Source organism: Kordiimonas sp. (assembly GCF_048260245.1).
Taxonomy (GTDB): domain Bacteria; phylum Pseudomonadota; class Alphaproteobacteria; order Sphingomonadales; family Kordiimonadaceae; genus Kordiimonas.
This window is the reverse complement of record NZ_JBLXGZ010000001.1, coordinates 258,787-276,372: the sequence shown is the minus strand read 5'-3', so window position 1 is coordinate 276,372 and position 17,586 is coordinate 258,787. Positions and strand designations below refer to the sequence as shown.

The window sequence follows — 17,586 nt, the reverse complement described above, 5'->3', positions numbered from 1 at the left end:
CCGCTGCATAGGGATAAATAGGAATTACAGAAATATTGCAGCAAAAAGACAAGACCCTTGCTCAACTACCACCGTTTTTCTTCTTTTCTTTCGCAAGCTCGTCGACAAGCTCATCAAGTTGGTCGCGTTGATCCTCAATATATTTTGCGGCTTGTTCCTCAAGCTTTTCGTTGATGAACTGGCTTTGCACGGCACCGGCGGCGCGTTGCATATAATCGTCTCCCACATCGGTGGGGGCTTTGCCCATGGCTTCCGATGCAAAACCTTCAATCATACCGGCCGACCACGCCACAAGCGGGCGGGTCCGCGCCTCCTTGATCCAGTCGGGCTGGCTTGAGGAAGGAAACAGTTTGTCGAAGCCAAGATAGATAACCGACACGATGACGACGCCGCGCAACAATCCAAAAAGGGCGCCAAGTGACCGGTCAAGAAGGCCCACCGGGCTATCCTTGACCATGCCGCCGATAAATTCGGCCAGTTGCTTGAGGATAAAGAGCGTGACAAAGAAGATGACGGCAAGGGTCAGCAGGTCGGCAAGTTCCGGCGGCTGAATGAGGTCGCGGCCATATTCCTTTGTGAATTCGAAACCAAAAACGGTGGCGAGAAGCGCACCGGCCCAAGCGCCAAAAGACAGCGCTACGGTGGCAAAACCACGGCCAAAGGCAAACAGGGTCGACAGTCCAATGATGATCAATACAGCGGCATCAAAAGCCGTCAGGGTATCTACCTGCATATCCAAGTCAGTTTCTCCTTATTCGCGCAAATATAAGCACGGGTTCAGGTCATTGTAAGGCATTCCGCCGCAAAACGCGATTATTCAACCCCATGTGGGAAAAACTGGGCCACAAGGTCACCGACGCGTGCGATCGTCTGCTGTTTGATCGCTTTTACGCTATTTTTCTTCACCTTGGGTGTTAGTGCGCCGGAAAAGCCAAGCTTGGCGGATTCCTTTAGCCGTGCTTCGGTCTGCGAAACACTGCGCACGTCGCCTGAAAGGCTGATTTCACCGAACACCACAGTCTCATCTGGCAGTGCTGTTTGCGACAAGCTTGAAATAAGCGCTGCTGCGACCGCGAGGTCGGCTGCCGGTTCGGTTATCTTGAGCCCGCCTGCCACATTGAGATAAACATCGCATCCGGCAAGCCCAAGCCCCGCACGGGCGTCAAGAACTGCAAGCACCATGGCAAGGCGGCCGCTGTCCCAGCCCACCACGGCGCGGCGCGGATTGGCGGCGGATGACCGCGCTACAAGTGCCTGGATTTCAACGAGCACGGGGCGGGAGCCTTCGATGCCGGCGAAAACTGCGGAGCCGGGCTCACGAGAGTTATGGTCGGCGAGAAACAGCGCAGACGGATTGCTCACTTCATTCAGTCCGACACCCGTCATCTCAAAAACACCAATTTCGTCAGTACCACCAAAGCGGTTCTTTACCGCACGCAGAATGCGGAACTGGTGGCCGCGGTCGCCCTCAAAATACAGCACGGTGTCTACCATATGTTCCAGAACGCGTGGCCCCGCTATCTGACCGTCTTTGGTGACATGGCCGACGAGAAGAACAACAGTACCTTTGCGCTTGGCGAAGCTGATCAGTTCATGGGCACACACCCGCACCTGACTAACGGTACCGGGCGCAGATTCTACATGATCGGCAAACAGGGTTTGGATACTGTCTATCACCACCACGCGCGGGGGTTTGCCTTCGTCAAGCGACGTCAGGATGTCTCGCAGGCTGGTTTCGCAACCAAGCTTGAGCGGTGCGCCTTTGAGCCCAAGCCGGTTGGCGCGCATCTGGATTTGCGCCGTTGCTTCCTCGCCAGAGATATAGACGCAGTCTTCGCCGTTGAGCGCCATTTTACCCATGGCCTGCAAGAGGATGGTGGATTTGCCGATACCCGGATCGCCGCCAATAAGGATGGCACTGCCAGGCACAAGGCCACCGCCAAGCGCGCGGTCAAACTCTGCTATGCTTGTCATGATGCGCGGCGCTTCTTCAAGCGGGGTGTCAAGCGAGACAAAATTGACCGAGCGGCCTTTTTTGCCCGATAAGCCCTTGGGTGCGCCTGAGACTGCGGCCTTTTCCTCGACGATGGTGTTCCAGCCGTCGCACTCATCACACTTGCCCTGCCAGCGCCGGTAGGCGGCACCACAGGAGGCGCAAACATAGGATGTCAGTTTCTTTGCCATAAATCTCGGGCCATCAGAGTTTTAGGATTTCCATTTCAATAGGGCCTTGCGCGCGGCCATGGATAAACTGGTCCACATATTCACTGCCAGAGTTGTCCACGTCGGCCTTGGACCCTTCCCAGATAATCTCACCGTGGTAGAGCATTGCGATGCGGTCGGCGATCTTGCGGGCGCTCGCCATGTCGTGAGTGATCGACAGCGTTGTTGCACCGAGGTCCTGAACACATTCAACAATCAGGTCGTTGATCACGTCTGCCATGATGGGGTCAAGACCGGTTGTGGGTTCATCAAAGAAGATAATCTCAGGCTCGCTGGCGATAGCACGTGCAAGACCAACCCGCTTTTGCATGCCACCTGACAGTTCAGCAGGCGACAGTTCGCCTACGTCCGGAGACAAGCCGACCCGGCGCAGTTTCTCGATAGCAATTTCTCTGGCATCGGCTTTGTTCATGCCTTGCCCCTGTATCAAGCCGAAGGCGACATTTTCCCAAACGGGCAGGCTGTCAAACAGGGCCGCGCCCTGAAACAGCATGCCAAATTTGCTCATGACACCCTTGCGCGCGCGGCCTCGAAGGTGTGTGACATCCTCTTCGTTGACCCAAACCTTGCCTTTTTCCGGAGTCAGCAGGCCAAGGATGCACTTCAGCATAACGGACTTTCCTGTGCCCGAGCCGCCGATTATCACCATTGATTCGCCTTTGGCGACGGACAGGTCGATACCCTTTAAGACCTGCTTGGGCCCGAAGCTTTTATGGACGTTTTCAAGCCTGATCATCGTTTTTTTGTTCATCAGCCTTTCCCTCCGAACACGATCACGGTGATAATGAGGTTGGAGAGTAGAATGGCGATAAAGGCGGAAACGACGGCATTTGTCGTGGCTTTGCCGACGCCCTGCGCACCGCCGCGGCTTTTGTAACCGTAATAGCTTCCCATGAGTGCGATAAAGAAGCCAAAGACAGCGGCTTTGACGAGAGAGGAGACCACATCTGTTTGTTCCAGAAAATCCACAGTGACTTTCAGGTAAGTTGCGGGATTGAGGTCAAGGCGTTCCGTGCCAATCAGGAAACCGCCAAGGACGCCGATTATATTCGCGACAAGCACCAATAGTGGCAGCGTCAGCACCGCAGCAACAAGGCGCGGCGCCACCAGATATTTGAAGGGGTCGGTTGAAAGCGTTACAAGAGCGTCGATTTGCTCAGTCACCCGCATGGTTCCGAGTTCAGCAGCCATCGCGCTGGAGACGCGGCCTGCGACCATCAGGCCACCAAGCACCGGCCCTAGTTCCCTGACGATGGCAATTACCACCACGCCGGGCACGACCGATGAGGCGTTGAAGCGACTGCCGCCCACATATATCTGCTGCGCAAGGGCTGCGCCGGTGAAGAGGGCGGTAAGGCCGACCACAGGAAGACTGTTATAGCCGATCAGCCACATTTGCTGAAATACATGCCGCCAATATATCGGCGGTGTGACGATCGAGACAATAGCCGAGCCCCCAAAGCGGGACATACGGCCGATTTCAGCCAGAGCAGCCAGAAAAACCTGACCAACAAGCGCGAGCGGATTAACCACGGAAAAGAGCCTTTGTTGCCGTTATGTTCTTATGCATATTATGTCTTTGTAACGCCCCCGAATAGAAATGAAAAGTGGCGATTTGGCGACCCCTAATTTGAAATTAGTTATAAGCGGTACTCAGCGTCCGGTGAAATTGGCTTCGCGTTTCTGAACGAAGGCCGTAACGCCCTCTACACAATCGTTGGTACGCCCGGCTTTTCGCTGAGCCATAGCTTCGGCGGTGAGTTGCTCAGAGTAGCTGTTATCGTGGCTGTCGGCGATAAGTTTACGTATGCCGGAGAGTGCAATTGTAGGGCCGCCGGCCAGCTTGCGGGCGAGTGCCGATGCGGTTTCCATTAGTTTGTCATCATCGACGACGTCATAAACAAGCCCCCACTCAAGTGCTTTTTCGGCGGGCAGGCGCTCCCCCAGCATCATCATGGCACGTGCACGAGCGGTGCCCACCAGGCGCGGCAGAATAAAGGTGCTGCCAGCATCCGGCACAAGCCCGATATTGACAAAAGCCTGCAGGAAATAGGCTGAACGGGCGGCGATTACGATATCAGCGGAAATGGCGATGCTCATACCCGCGCCTGCAGCTACACCGTTAACTGCGGAAATAACCGGTATCTCAAGCGCGGCAAGCTCCAAAAGAATCGGGTGATAGGTGGCGAGGAGATTGGCACCCATGTCGCGGTCCGCATTCATGCCACCTTCCGCGAGGTCAGCACCGGAACAAAAGGCGCGGCCCTCGCCGGTGATCAGGAGGGCACGAACGCCGCTGTCCGGGTTAGCGATATGCCTTATCGCTTCAAGCAGCTCCGATTTAAGCTGGTTTGACAGCGCGTTCAGGCGGTCAGGCCTGTTTAGACTGATTGTTGCCAAGCCGTCGGTGATATCAAGAATGAGGGTGTCAAATTCAGCCATGGTGTACGTCCTCCCCGGATAAGTGCGTTGTGCATGATTTAGGGCAGGGCAGGCTGGCGGCAACCGCTCAATCGAATGGTTGCCGAATATCCTGTTTAGGCGGACGTTTCGTCGGACTTGCTGCGACTAAGTGATACCGGGCGTGCAAGAAAAGCCGGTACGTGGGGACCCATGCCAACAAAAGGTTTTTTCGGCATGTCGTCTGCCGCGACCTTAGGCTTAGGTGGCTCAAGGTTGATTTTTTCCTGACGCGGCAACTTTTCGCCGAGCATCTTTTCAATTGCATCGACAAATTTGGTGTCAGCTTTACCGCTGGTCGTAATTGTGAAGGCTTTGCCTTTTCGTCCGGCACGACCTGTGCGACCGATCCGATGCACATAATCCTCTGCGTGGCTTGGCACATCAAAGTTAAACACGTGGCTGACATCTGCGATGTCAAGGCCGCGTGCGGCGACGTCGGACGCACAGAGGAGCTGAAGTTCATTTGCTTTAAACTGTCGCAGGACTTCAAGGCGCTCGCTTTGTTCCATGTCGCCATGGAGCTGACCCACGTTGAAACCGTGACGGGCGAGGGAATTATATACTTCCTTCACGTCTACTTTACGGTTGCAGAAAATGATACCGTTTTTGACCGGCTCGTCTTTGATCAGTTTCCTCAGCGCTTTACGTTTGTCACGCGGAGGAACCATTACCAGTTTTTGCTCGATTGTAGTTGCGGTCATAGACGCGCGCTCGACCTCGATAAATTTCGGGTCGTCAAGAAACTTTTTGGTCAGTTTTTCGATCGGAGGCGGCATGGTAGCTGAGAAAAAGAGTGTCTGGTGTTTTTTGGTGATGCATTCGCAAATTTTCTCGACATCGGGAATGAAACCCATGTCGAGCATACGATCAGCTTCATCGATCACAAGAATATCGATGCCATTCAGCAAAAGCTTTCCACGCTGGAAATGGTCCAGCAGGCGGCCAGGCGTTGCAATCAGCACGTCCACGCCACGGTCAAGCAGTTTTTCCTGATCCGCAAAATTCACACCGCCGATCAGAAGAGCCATGGTGAGCTTGTGCTCTTTCCCGTATTTTTCGAAGTTTTCTGCAACCTGTGCGGCCAGTTCGCGTGTGGGCTCCAGAATAAGGGAGCGCGGCATGCGGGCACGGGAGCGGCCTTCCGATAGAATATCGATCATCGGCAGGGTGAAGGAGGCGGTCTTGCCCGTGCCTGTCTGGGCGATACCCAACACGTCACGGCCCATTAAAACCTGCGGGATTGCTTGTGCCTGAATGGGAGTTGGCTCAGTATAGCCAGCCTCATTCACGGCTTTCATTGTCGGTTCGCTCAGTCCAAGGCGGTCGAAACCCATTCGCATCTTCTCAATTTATTCGCTACAAATTTGAGGCGCAGCATAGGTGTGCAGGGCGCAATGTCAATGCGGGATACGGCTTAATGACTTTAAAGGCTAATGCAATTATGCTTCTACCGGCACTTTTATGTGACACTTGGCTACACCAGAGGTCAGTCGGGCACTTCAGATGTGGGTTTAAAGTCATTGCATGGCTCATGTGGTCTCATGACAATTTATCTGATGTGGGCGGATACGACGGCGGGAAATTTGGCATAAGCGCCTGGTTATGGCTTTCTGATGCCTCAGATATATTCAACGCCTCTCTTGCGTCGTTATGACGCGCCTAAATGTCGAGGTCCGCGACTTCGGTGGCGTTGTCGCGGATGAATTCGAAACGTTTTTCCGGCTTTTTGCCCATCAGGTCATCGACCAGTTGATTGACAACCGCTCGCTCGCCATATTCTGCTGGTAGGGTAACGCGCAGCAGGGTGCGGTTTTTGGTCGCCATCGTGGTTTCCTTCAACTGGCCTGGCGGCATCTCTCCAAGGCCTTTGAAGCGGCTGATCTCAATCTTACCTCGCCCGGAAAATTCGGTCGCCATCAGTTCGTCCTTGTGCGCATCGTCACGGGCATAGATCACCTTGCCGCCTTGTGCGATGCGGTACAGCGGCGGCATGGCGAGGTAGAGCCGACCATCCCTTACCATGCCGGGCATTTCTTGAAAGAAGAAGGTCATGAGAAGGGTGGCGATATGGGCGCCATCGACATCAGCATCGGTCATGATGATGACTTTTTCGTAGCGCAATGCCGCGCTATCGTAACCGTCACGTGTGCCACAGCCCAACGCCTGTATAAGATCGCGGATTTCGCTATTAGCAGCAATTTTATCGCGGGTCGCAGAGGCCACGTTGAGGATTTTACCCCGTATTGGCAACACCGCCTGTGTCTTGCGGTCCCGGGCCTGTTTGGCGGAGCCACCAGCCGAATCACCTTCCACGATGTATATTTCCGTCCCGTCGGGACTTTCGCTTGAGCAATCCGTAAGTTTGCCCGGCAGGCGCAATTTGCGTTTACCAACAGCAGTTTTGCGTTTGATCTCACGTTCCTGCTTGCGGCGCAGGCGTTCTTCAAGGCGCTCAAGCGCCCAGGTCAGCAAGTTGTTGGCACGGTCAGGGTGATCGCCTAGCCAGTGGTCAAAGGCGTCACGGATGGCGTTTTCCGTCAGGCGGAAAGCGTCCGAAGTCGAGAGCTTGTCTTTCGTCTGGCCCTGAAACTGAGGATCGCGAATGAAAACTGACAACATGGCGCATGAGCAACCATAGACATCATCCCCTGTAAGCTGGGTGGCTTTTTTGTTATTGGTGAGCTCTGCATAGGCCTTGAGGCCGCGCAGGAGTGCACTCCGCATTCCATTTTCATGCGTGCCGCCCTGCGGTGTCGGGATCGTGTTACAATAGCTGTTGGAAAAGCCATCACCAAACTCAGGCCAGTGGATAGCCCATTCAACACGGCCCGCGTCTTCAGGGAACTTCACAAAACCGCTGAACGGTTCCGGGGTCACGCATGTGCGCTTTTTGAGTGTATCCTGCAAAAAGTCCGAGAGGCCGCCGGGGAAGTGCAGCGTAGCTTCCTGGGGGGTATCGTCATCTGCTTCAATCAGTTCAGGCGCGCAACGGAAACGGATTTCCACACCACGATAAAGATATGCCTTTGAGCGCACCATGCGGTAAATGCGCGACGGTTTGAGCTTGGCTTTTGTGCCAAAAATTTCGTGATCCGGCAGGAAGCTGACCTGCGTGCCGCGCCGGTTGTTTACCGGGCCCATATCTTCAAGTGCAGTTGTCGTCTTGCCGCGGGCATAACCTTGACGCCAGAGATTTCGGTCGCGAGCAACCTCAACTGTCATCCATTCACTAAGCGCGTTTACCACCGAAATACCCACGCCATGCAATCCGCCGGATGTGGCATAGGCATCAGAACTGAATTTGCCGCCCGAGTGCAGCGTGGTCATGATCACTTCCAGCGCTGATTTTTCAGGGTATTTGGGATGCGGATCAGTCGGGATGCCGCGACCATTATCAGAAATGGAAACCGAGCCGTCTTCATTCAATGCGACGATGATACGACTGGCGTGTCCCGCGACCGCCTCATCCATCGAGTTATCCAGAATTTCTGCCACCAGATGGTGTAGCGCACGCTCATCCGTTCCGCCAATATACATACCGGGCCGTTGCCGGACAGGTTCAAGCCCTTCAAGAACCTCAATATCTTTTGCGGAATAGTCTGATTTAGTCTGTGTTACTTCAAACAGATCGCTCATAACCCACCCTGAAAATCACGTATAAAAAGGGGGTAAACCAGCCCGGCGTCCGCGTCAAGCGGAACAATATATAGGGTGTGTGCGCGCAACCTAAAGAAAATATAGTGTGTGTTTTGCAAAAATATACTTACACTATCAGCAAGGTTTAAAACTTATTTAAGGGGTTGTGCGTAGCTTTGGCTGCAGCGCAACATCCCGGAGAAATACCATGCACAAGGATAGCTCGGTCGGTCTGCTGAAACGCCTGTTCAGGGGCGATGCCGTGCGGGAGCATGAGCCCGGCGTGATCGTGGGTGCGCGGTACATGGCACGCAACCATCAGTCGTCTGTATGGGTTGTTGAACGTATCAGCAGCGTTGGTGCTAGTAGTTACCCGCTGGTGAGCCTCTCTCGTGAGGGGCACCCCGACCTTAAGAAAACAGTATCGCTGGCGGTGATTGAGGAAGGCGAGGATTTTCGGCCGGCCGTCTGATGATCGTCGTCTGACGCGCGGAAAGTGATGGGGTTAACAGGACGCCTGACCCCAGCAGTCCCATGATGATCAGGTCTCTTTTTAATCGAACAACTTGTCGATATCTTCCTGAGTTTGTGCACTATCGTCCACAACCTCTTCCGGCAAATCTATGTCGCCGTCGAACTTGCCATGAATCACTTGATTGAGCTTCATCAGAAGACCCTGGATCGCCTCAATGCGGATACGAATGAGTTCTTGAGCCTGCGGCGTGAAGCCTCGTTCTGCTACATTGACAGCGGCCATACCGGCAAGGGTGCCTTGGATCAATTTGTCGAGTTCGGCGCAGATATGTTCAAATTGAGCCCGTACGAGGCTAGGGGCGAGATCATAAGCCTGTACCGCTAATTCCTTGGCTTGGAAGCCACTATCCAGAAAGTGCTGGGTGTAGCTTTTGGGTGCCCAGTCTGCCGCGTCTTCTGCTAACTCCGGCATGTCAGGAATCATCTCAAGCAACATTACTATCTCGTTGAAATGATTGAGATAGTCTGTAGCTAAAAAAGTTTCAGAGTTAATGTTGGCACTGGCTAGGCGGGGCTGGATGGCGGCCTGTTCAGCGGTATACTCAATTTGCATGAAACTGATGCCTGTCCTTCATTGCGTTGCAAAACAATCTTTCAATGTGTGCTTTGGCCTCACCTTATAGTTGACGCGTTGTTAAATAGTAAACATGGCGGAATCTACAGATTTTTTTTGCAAAATAGAAAGGGGAGCGCACTGCGCTCCCCCACCTGTGACACTTTTGCAGCAGTTATGCGCTGTAATACATCTCGAACTCAACCGGGTGCGGCGTGAGGTCGAGGCGATTCACTTCTTCCATCTTCAATTCAATGTAAGCGCTGATCTGATCGTCGGTGAACACATCGCCTTTTTTGAGGAATTCACGGTCGCTGTGCAGTGCTTCGAGGGCTTCGCGAAGCGAGCTGGCAACTGTTGGTACACCCATCAGCTCCTCCGCGGGCAGGGCGTAGAGATCCTTGTCCATAGCGTCGCCTGGGTGGATCTTGTTTTCAATGCCATCAAGACCAGCCATCAACATTGCAGCGAAGGCGAGGTATGGGTTTGCCGTTGCATCGGGGAAGCGAACTTCGACACGCTTCGCTTTTGCACTTGCGCCGTATGGAATACGGCAGGATGCAGAGCGGTTACGTGCAGAATAGGCCAGTAGAACAGGGGCCTCAAAGCCCGGAACCAGACGCTTGTAGCTGTTTGTTGACGGGTTGGTGAAGGCGTTGATCGCTTTGGCGTGCTTGATGATGCCGCCAATGTAGTAGAGCGCAGTCTCGGACAGGTCAGCATAACCTGAGCCAGCGAAAAGCGGCTTGCCGTCTCGCCAGATCGACTGGTGGACGTGCATACCCGAACCATTGTCCTGAGCAACGGGCTTGGGCATGAAGGTGGCTGTTTTACCGTAAGTGTGGGCGACCTGATGGACGGCGTACTTGTAAATCTGCACGTTGTCCGCAGTTTGGGTCAATGTTGAGAACATCATGCCAAGTTCATGTTGGGAAGCGGCCACTTCGTGGTGATGTTTGTCCATCTTGAGGCCCATTTCCTTGGCCGTCTTGACCATCTCACCGCGCAGGTCCACACAGCTGTCTACTGGCGCGACCGGGAAGTAGCCGCCTTTTGCCGCCGGGCGGTGTCCATAGTTGCCACCTTCAAAAGACTTGGCTGTATTATATGGTCCCTCTACATCGTCGATCTCATACATGGCACCGCGGTAACCCGTGCCGAACTTTACGTCATCGAAAACAAAGAATTCAGGTTCTGGACCGAAGAAAGCTGTATCACCCACGCCGGAGAACTTGACATATTCCTCTGCTTTTTTCGCGACTGAGCGAGGATCACGATCATAAGGCTGGCCTGTGGCGGGATCGAGAATGTCACAGAAGACGATGAGGGTTACATCAGCTGTAAACGGGTCGATGGTTACGGCGTTGAGGTCGGCCTTCAACATCATGTCCGATTCGTTGATTGCTTTCCAGCCAGCAATGGAAGAGCCGTCAAACATAAAACCTTCAGTGAGCATGTCTTCATCCACGACGTCTGCCGCCATGGTCAGGTGTTGCCACTTTCCTTTTGGGTCGGTGAAGCGCAGGTCGATCCACTCGGCACCGGTTTCCTCTACAAGCTTCAAGAATTCGTCGACACTCAGATTGGTGTATTTGGACATTTCCGTATTTCCCTATTTTAAATGACCTTTGCTGACATGTCCGTGAACAAAGCTAAACAGCTCATGTGCGGGGGAGGGGTCAGCAAAATTTCTGGCACTACATTTCCGTTATGGAGAACTGCGGTGCCAATTAAATGGCATCTCGCCCGGTTTCGCCCGTGCGGATGCGAATGGCTTCTTCGACCGAACTAACAAATATCTTGCCGTCGCCGATCCGGCCTGTATGCGCAGCATTTTTTATCGCCTCCACGGCGCGCTCGGCCTCATCAGCTGCAACAACGACCTCTACTTTTACCTTCGGCACAAAGTCGACCACATATTCCGCGCCGCGATATAGTTCTGTGTGGCCTTTCTGGCGCCCGAAACCTTTGGCTTCGGTCACGGTAATTCCCGAAATCCCGATATCGTGAAGAGCTTCCTTCACTTCATCAAGCTTAAAGGGCTTTATGATTGCTTCGATCTTCTTCATTTCCTGGTACCATTGTTATAGTTATATGATTGATAAAGCAGGGTTCATGCCAACGTAGCAGCGGCGCAGAAACTTGCGGTTCGATCTATATGTAACATACATACTGACTGTTCTTTGTGCGTTTTATTGCACATTTTTTGTGCAAGTGCGTGAGCCTTGATCAGGCTTTTGGCAGAAAAATGACATCTGGGAAATAATCTGGGAACTTCACGCTTGACGAAGCCGCATCTATGCGCATAAACAGTCGCCACGTTTTCAGAGATGGCGGGTGTAGCTCAGTTGGTTAGAGCGCCAGTTTGTGGTACTGGAAGTCGCCGGTTCGATCCCGGTCACTCGCCCCACTCTGAAAATTTTCAACAAGCCCCTTTCGGGGCTTTTTTCTTTTGTTACACTGCTTGTGATTCTGCAATGATTCCAGGCCGAATCGCCGGTCTGATTCTTCTAGGGGGGAGAGGCAGTGTCAGAGTCCGTTTACGATCATATTTTACTGACGCCGACGGAAGCGCGTCAGGCAGACGCTTGGGCATCATCAAACGGTGTGGATAGCCTTGCCCTGATGGAAGCCGCTGGCCGCTCTGTGGCAGAAATCCTCGTCAGTTATATTGGCACGCCTGCACAGTGCGACGGCACAATTATTGTGCTGTGTGGGCCGGGGAACAATGGTGGCGACGGTTATGTGGCGGCCCGCTATCTTGATAGTTGGGGGTATGCGGTTGAGTTGGTTAGTGCTGTCTCGCCGGATAGCCTCAAGGGCGATGCCGCCGTCATGGCGGAGCGTTGGGCAGGACAGGCTACGGAGCTGGGCAGGGTAGACCTTGCAGATGCATCTGCCATTATCGACGCGCTCTTCGGAACAGGCCTTGTGCGGCCGCTGGAAGGCAGCATTGCAAATTTGGTCGAAAAGTCGAATGCGCACGAAGCCTTTCGGCTTGCTGTGGATGTGCCAAGCGGGCTGGACGCGTTCACAGGCATGCCGCTCGGCGCCTGTTTCCAAGCGGACGCCACTGTTACCTTCTTCAAACGCAAGCCAGGGCATGTGATCGCGCCCGGTCGGTTTCTGTGCGGCGGGGCTGAACACACGCATGTCGTGGATATAGGAATCACGAACGGCAGCCTGGCAGAGATAAAGCCACAGATTTTTGAAAACCTTCCCTCGCTATGGGGCCCTTTGTTTCCTTTTGCTGGGCCGGAAACTCACAAGTATACTAGGGGGCATTTGCTTGTTCTTGGCGGGAAGGAGCCTACATTGGGGGCGTGTCGGCTCGCCTGCATGTCTGCTTTGCGTGCTGGGGCAGGATTGGTCACTCTTGCTGCGCCTGCTGAAACCTATGCCATTCAGGCGACTGCGCTGACCGATGTTATGGTGCGCCGGTTCGACAGTGCGTTCGGCTTTCTTGGCATGGCCGCAGATCCACGTATCAATGTTGTCCTTATGGGCCCCGGGGCCGGTGTTGGCCAGGATACGGCTGATCTGATCGGCGACGTGGCGTCTCGTGGTCATAGCCTTGTTCTGGATGCTGATGCGCTGAGTAGCATTGCCGGAAAATTTGATCAGCTTCAGCAGCGTGAAGCTGCCGGTGAGATCATTCTGACCCCTCATGCCGGTGAGTTTGCACGTCTCTTTCCTGATATTGATATCGAGACGGATCGTTTGGAAGGCGTTCGTAGGGCTGCCGCAGTGTCGGGCATGACAGTTGTACTGAAGGGCGTTTCAACCATGGTGGCCGCACCGGATGGTCGCCTGTCTGTTGCTGCGAATGCGCCAGCATGGCTTTCTGTCGGAGGTACTGGCGATGTGCTTGCCGGTATTGTCGCTGCCTTGATGGCGCAGGGTATGCCGGCATTTGAGGCGGCGTCCGCCGGGGTTTGGCTACACGGCGAAGCGGGCATGCGCGCCGGGCGCGGCCTGATAGCCTCCGACCTTATTGATCTGTTGCCGTCAGTCTTGCCGTAAGCAACAATGTGGTGACCGAGGAACGCCGACCTGAAAACGACATCAAAGTTCAATAATACATAACAAAAACACTTGTACTCCGCCGCGCGCCTGTTATAAGCCCGTCCAATTCACGTGTAATGAATCCGGTCGTGAACGCATAATTGGCGGGCACCCGAGGGAATATAAGTGCGGGCGTGGCGAAATTGGTAGACGCGCCAGATTTAGGTTCTGGTGTCTTCGGACGTGGGGGTTCAAGTCCCTTCGCCCGCACCATTATCCCCCGGATGACTGGATTAGGAAAATATAAAGAGAGTTGGAAGACCTATGCAGATTGAAGAACTGCTCAACGAAGGCCTGAAACGCGAATACAAGATTGTGGTTGAAGCCTCTGAGCTTGATGCCAAGCTTGACGCCGTACTGGACGAGTTCCGTGCAACTGCAAAAATCAAGGGTTTCCGCCCTGGTAAGGCGCCGATTTCCTTGCTTAAACGCATGCATGGCGACCGCGCAAAAGGCCAGGTCCTGAACGAAGCGATGCAGGAATCTTCCGCGAAACTCTTTGAAGAAAAAGAAATCCGCCCTGCGTTGCGCCCAGAGGTGGACATGGGCGATTACGAGGACGGTAAAAACCTCGAATATACGCTCAAAGTTGAGATACTGCCTGAGATCAGTGTGGACGATTTCAAAGCTCCCGCGCTTGAGCGTTGGATTGCCGAGATTGCTGATGCCGATGTTGACGCTTTTGTCGAGCGTATTGCCGGCCAGCAGAAAACATTCAAAAAAGCCGCTAAAACCGTTAAGGCCGCTGAAGGTGATGCCGTTCTGATCGACTTTGTGGGTAGCGTCGACGGTGTTGAGTTTGAGGGTGGTAATGGCGAAGATTATGAGCTTGAGCTTGGTTCTGGCTCGTTTATCCCCGGCTTTGAGGAGCAGCTTGCCGGCGTGAAGGCAGGCGATGAGAAAGTTGTGAAAGTGACTTTCCCGGCTGAGTATCACTCGGAAGAGCTGAAGGGTAAAGACGCCGAGTTCAAAGTGACGGTTAAGGAAGTGCGTCGGCCGTCTGAAGCCAAGATTGACGAGGACCTTGCTAAAAACCTTGGATTCGATAGCCTTGATGCACTGAAAGAATCGGTTAAGGGGCAACTTGAGAACGACAACAAGTCTCTGACACGCGCTCACATGAAGCGTGGCCTTCTGGACGCTCTTGCTGAAGAATATGACTTTGATGTGCCTCCGGGCATGGTTGACCTCGAGTATCGTCAGATTTGGGAACAAATCAAACGTGACGCTATTCAAAGTGGTGACGCAAAGCCGGAAGATTTTGAAGGCCAGGACGAACCTGCTGACAAAGACGAAGCAGAAGAGTTCCACTCCATTGCCGAGCGCCGTGTGCGCCTTGGCCTGCTGCTGTCTGAACTGGGTGTGAAAAACAATGTTCAGGTTACGCAGGAAGAGGTAAATCGCCGCATTATCGAGGAAGCTCGCCGCTTCCCGGGCCAGGAGGCGCAGGTTTTTGAATTCTACCAGAAGAATGAAGAAGCTCGTGCCCAATTGCGTGCCCCTATCTTTGAAGAGAAGGTTGTCGACTTCGTTCTTGAGATGGCCAAGCTGACCGACAAAACGGTAAGCCGCGATGATCTCGAAGCGGCAGTGCGCGCCATCGACGAGGAAGATGCGAACCCGGCCAAGACGAAAAAAACACCGGCGAAGAAAAAAGCTGCGGCCAAGAAACCTGCTGCGAAAAAGGCACCAGCTAAGAAGGCTCCTGCCAAAAAGGCTGATGAAGAAAAAACGCCGACCAAGAAAGCCGCTGAAAAAAAGGCTCCAGCCAAGAAGGCATCAGCGAAAAAGCCTGCCGCTAAAAAGGCTCCGGCAAAGAAAGCTGATAAATAGCATTCTGCAGAAACGCTGTGGAAAAGGGGCCAATTGGCCCCTTTTTTCGTGAAGCCCTTTAAAGTGGCGTAGCCAACCCTATCTATTTGTGCCGACAGGGGGTTATTTCCTTGCCCGGCGTTAGCACAGTTTGCTACAGCTTGCCTCAAGACATGTTGGCCATAATATTACACTGGCCACGATTAACTGGAGTGCCCGATGAGCGATATTTTAGAGCCTTTGCAAAGTGCCCTTGTCCCCATGGTTGTGGAACAGACCAACCGGGGTGAGCGGTCATACGATATATATTCCCGGCTGCTGAAAGAGCGTATTATCTTCTTAACGGGGCAGGTTGATGATCACATCGCCAGTCTGGTGGTGGCCCAGCTTCTGTTCCTTGAGGCAGATAACCCGAAGAAAGACATTTCCTTCTATATCAATTCGCCTGGTGGCATTGTGACGTCAGGTCTCGCGATGTATGACACGATGCAGTATATTCGTCCGAAAGTGGCGACCATCTGTATCGGACAGGCCTGCTCCATGGGTTCTCTGCTTCTCGCAGCGGGCGAACCGGGAATGCGCTACGCCTTGCCTAACGCCCGTATCATGATCCACCAACCCTCTGGTGGTGCTCGTGGTCAGGCGGCGGATATTGAGATTCAGGCACGTGAGATACTCAAGCTGCGTGAACGCTTAAACCAGATTTATGTAAAGCATACCGGGCAAAAGCTTGATGCGGTTGAGAAGGCGATGGACCGGGATAACTTCATGAATGCGGAAGAAGCCAAAAAATTTGGCTTGATAGATCATGTCTATACCTCGCGGGATGATATTGAAAGCTGACCAAGGTAATCCGTTTGCGTAGTGCAAACGTAGAATTTCTGAGATTTTTTGTTGTAAGCATCTTTTTAACCAGTTTACGATAAAACAGATGCAAAGAAAGTAAGCGGTGACTGACTTGAGTAACAGTGATACGAAAAACACGCTCTATTGCTCCTTCTGCGGCAAAAGCCAGCACGAGGTTCGTAAACTCATCGCAGGACCAACGGTCTTTATCTGTGACGAGTGTGTTGAGTTGTGTAACGACATCATCAAGGAGGAGAGCAAAAGTGCCCTCGCCAAGGGTACCGATGGCGTTCCGTCCCCGCTTGATATTCTCAAGGTGCTTGATGATTATGTGATTGGCCAGGGTAATGCCAAGAAGGTGTTATCTGTTGCGGTGCATAACCACTACAAGCGCCTTAATCATGCCAGCACAACCAGTCAGGATGTTGAACTGGCAAAATCCAATATTTTGCTTGTTGGCCCAACAGGTTGCGGTAAAACCCTGCTTGCGCAAACGTTGGCACGTATCCTTGATGTTCCTTTCACTATGGCGGATGCAACCACGCTTACAGAAGCCGGTTATGTGGGCGAAGATGTTGAAAACATCATCCTCAAACTGCTGCAATCGGCCGATTATAATGTTGAGCGTGCGCAGCGCGGTATCGTCTATATTGATGAGGTCGACAAAATCAGCCGCAAGTCTGACAATCCGTCGATCACACGTGACGTTTCAGGTGAGGGGGTGCAGCAGGCGCTTCTCAAGATTATGGAAGGTACGGTTGCCAGTGTACCGCCACAGGGTGGGCGTAAGCATCCACAGCAGGAATTCCTGCAAGTAGATACGACTAATATCCTCTTTATCTGTGGCGGTGCGTTTGCGGGACTCGACAAAGTGATCGCCAACCGGCTGCAAGGTAAGTCTATTGGCTTTGGAGCCTCTGTCTCCAGCCCGGATGAGCGCAGTGCTGGTGAGCTGTTCAAAGAAACAGAGCCTGAGGACTTGCTCAAATTCGGACTTATTCCCGAATTTGTTGGTCGCCTGCCAGTGATCGCGACGCTTGAAGATCTGGATGAGGATGCGCTTGTGCAAATTCTGTCCGAACCAAAGAACGCTCTTCTCAAGCAGTATCAATGCCTGTTTGACATGGAAGATGTGAAGCTGACCTTCTCTGACGACGCATTGTTTGCCGTGGCCAAGAAAGCGATTGAGCGCAAAACCGGTGCGCGCGGCTTGCGCTCCATCATGGAAGATACTCTCCTTGATACCATGTTCGACCTACCGTCTCTTGAGGGCGTGGAGGAAATTGTGGTCAATGGTGAGGTCGTGGATGGTAAAGCGACTCCTTTACAGATCTACGCAGATCGCCGTGATGAGGCTGGTCAACCGGCCTAACGGTGTCAAAACATTAATGACTGGGGGTTGAAACGTGCGTTTCAGCCCCCATTTTGTTGTTTAACGAGATAAAATCGGGTTA

Annotated in this window: 15 protein-coding genes and 2 tRNA genes; 7 read left to right on the top strand and 10 right to left on the bottom strand. The window is 53.2% G+C overall.

What is annotated here, in order from left to right:
• Positions 1 to 61: 61 nt before the first annotated feature.
• The 7 genes from ACN0VM_RS01280 to parE form a co-directional block, all read right to left on the bottom strand.
• On the bottom strand, positions 62 to 733 hold the full coding sequence (locus ACN0VM_RS01280) for a CvpA family protein (protein WP_417449034.1): 672 nt from the start codon (positions 731 to 733) through the stop codon (positions 62 to 64).
• Positions 734 to 813: 80 nt separating this feature from the next.
• Positions 814 to 2,184: a DNA repair protein RadA gene (gene radA, locus ACN0VM_RS01275; RefSeq protein WP_417449009.1), complete on the bottom strand. Its 1,371-nt coding sequence runs from the start codon at positions 2,182 to 2,184 to the stop codon at positions 814 to 816.
• 13 nt (positions 2,185 to 2,197) lie between these two features.
• Positions 2,198 to 2,974, bottom strand: coding sequence for an ABC transporter ATP-binding protein (locus tag ACN0VM_RS01270; protein WP_417449008.1), 777 nt, complete (start codon positions 2,972 to 2,974; stop codon positions 2,198 to 2,200).
• Positions 2,974 to 3,756: an MlaE family ABC transporter permease gene (locus ACN0VM_RS01265; RefSeq protein WP_417449007.1), complete on the bottom strand. Its 783-nt coding sequence runs from the start codon at positions 3,754 to 3,756 to the stop codon at positions 2,974 to 2,976. Before ACN0VM_RS01265 ends, ACN0VM_RS01270 begins: the two co-directional genes overlap by 1 nt.
• Positions 3,757 to 3,876: 120 nt before the next feature.
• Entirely contained in the window at positions 3,877 to 4,665 is a 789-nt protein-coding gene (locus tag ACN0VM_RS01260) for an enoyl-CoA hydratase-related protein (RefSeq protein WP_417449006.1), read from the bottom strand.
• A gap of 95 nt (positions 4,666 to 4,760) precedes the next feature.
• On the bottom strand, positions 4,761 to 6,020 hold the full coding sequence (locus ACN0VM_RS01255) for a DEAD/DEAH box helicase (protein ID WP_417449005.1): 1,260 nt from the start codon (positions 6,018 to 6,020) through the stop codon (positions 4,761 to 4,763).
• A 325-nt stretch (positions 6,021 to 6,345) separates the two neighbouring features.
• Positions 6,346 to 8,322, bottom strand: a complete 1,977-nt coding sequence (parE, locus tag ACN0VM_RS01250; protein ID WP_417449004.1) for a DNA topoisomerase IV subunit B — start codon at positions 8,320 to 8,322, stop codon at positions 6,346 to 6,348.
• A gap of 208 nt (positions 8,323 to 8,530) precedes the next feature.
• On the opposite strand from parE, the gene ACN0VM_RS01245 reads away from it, so the two are divergent.
• The gene (locus ACN0VM_RS01245) at positions 8,531 to 8,794 is read left to right on the top strand and encodes a hypothetical protein (RefSeq protein WP_417449003.1); all 264 of its coding nucleotides are present in this window, start codon (positions 8,531 to 8,533) and stop codon (positions 8,792 to 8,794) included.
• Positions 8,795 to 8,875: 81 nt separating this feature from the next.
• Here the strand turns inward: ACN0VM_RS01245 and ACN0VM_RS01240 are convergent, their stop codons facing one another.
• The 3 genes from ACN0VM_RS01240 to ACN0VM_RS01230 form a co-directional block, all read right to left on the bottom strand.
• Positions 8,876 to 9,409 carry a hypothetical protein gene (locus ACN0VM_RS01240; RefSeq protein ID WP_417449002.1) on the bottom strand — a complete coding sequence of 178 codons (534 nt, stop codon included), beginning with the start codon at positions 9,407 to 9,409 and terminating at the stop codon, positions 8,876 to 8,878.
• A gap of 175 nt (positions 9,410 to 9,584) precedes the next feature.
• The gene (gene glnA / locus ACN0VM_RS01235; protein WP_417449001.1) at positions 9,585 to 11,009 is read right to left on the bottom strand and encodes a type I glutamate--ammonia ligase; all 1,425 of its coding nucleotides are present in this window, start codon (positions 11,007 to 11,009) and stop codon (positions 9,585 to 9,587) included.
• Positions 11,010 to 11,139: 130 nt separating this feature from the next.
• A complete protein-coding gene (locus tag ACN0VM_RS01230) occupies positions 11,140 to 11,478 on the bottom strand; it encodes a P-II family nitrogen regulator (RefSeq protein ID WP_417449000.1) in 339 nt (112 codons plus the stop codon).
• Positions 11,479 to 11,742: 264 nt separating this feature from the next.
• On the opposite strand from ACN0VM_RS01230, the gene ACN0VM_RS01225 reads away from it, so the two are divergent.
• The 6 genes from ACN0VM_RS01225 to clpX all read left to right on the top strand — a co-directional run bounded on the left by ACN0VM_RS01225 (position 11,743) and on the right by clpX (position 17,504).
• Positions 11,743 to 11,819, top strand: a tRNA-His gene (locus ACN0VM_RS01225).
• A 116-nt stretch (positions 11,820 to 11,935) separates the two neighbouring features.
• A complete protein-coding gene (locus ACN0VM_RS01220; protein WP_417448999.1) occupies positions 11,936 to 13,432 on the top strand; it encodes an NAD(P)H-hydrate dehydratase in 1,497 nt (498 codons plus the stop codon).
• 170 nt (positions 13,433 to 13,602) lie between these two features.
• Positions 13,603 to 13,687: transfer RNA gene (locus tag ACN0VM_RS01215), tRNA-Leu, on the top strand.
• A gap of 51 nt (positions 13,688 to 13,738) precedes the next feature.
• Positions 13,739 to 15,307, top strand: coding sequence for a trigger factor (gene tig, locus ACN0VM_RS01210; RefSeq protein ID WP_417448998.1), 1,569 nt, complete (start codon positions 13,739 to 13,741; stop codon positions 15,305 to 15,307).
• Between the two features lie 198 nt (positions 15,308 to 15,505).
• Positions 15,506 to 16,129, top strand: a complete 624-nt coding sequence (clpP, locus tag ACN0VM_RS01205; protein ID WP_417448997.1) for an ATP-dependent Clp endopeptidase proteolytic subunit ClpP — start codon at positions 15,506 to 15,508, stop codon at positions 16,127 to 16,129.
• A 106-nt stretch (positions 16,130 to 16,235) separates the two neighbouring features.
• Complete coding sequence (gene clpX, locus ACN0VM_RS01200) at positions 16,236 to 17,504, top strand: ATP-dependent Clp protease ATP-binding subunit ClpX (protein WP_417448996.1); 1,269 nt, start codon at positions 16,236 to 16,238, stop codon at positions 17,502 to 17,504.
• The last annotated feature ends 82 nt before the right edge of the window (positions 17,505 to 17,586 follow it).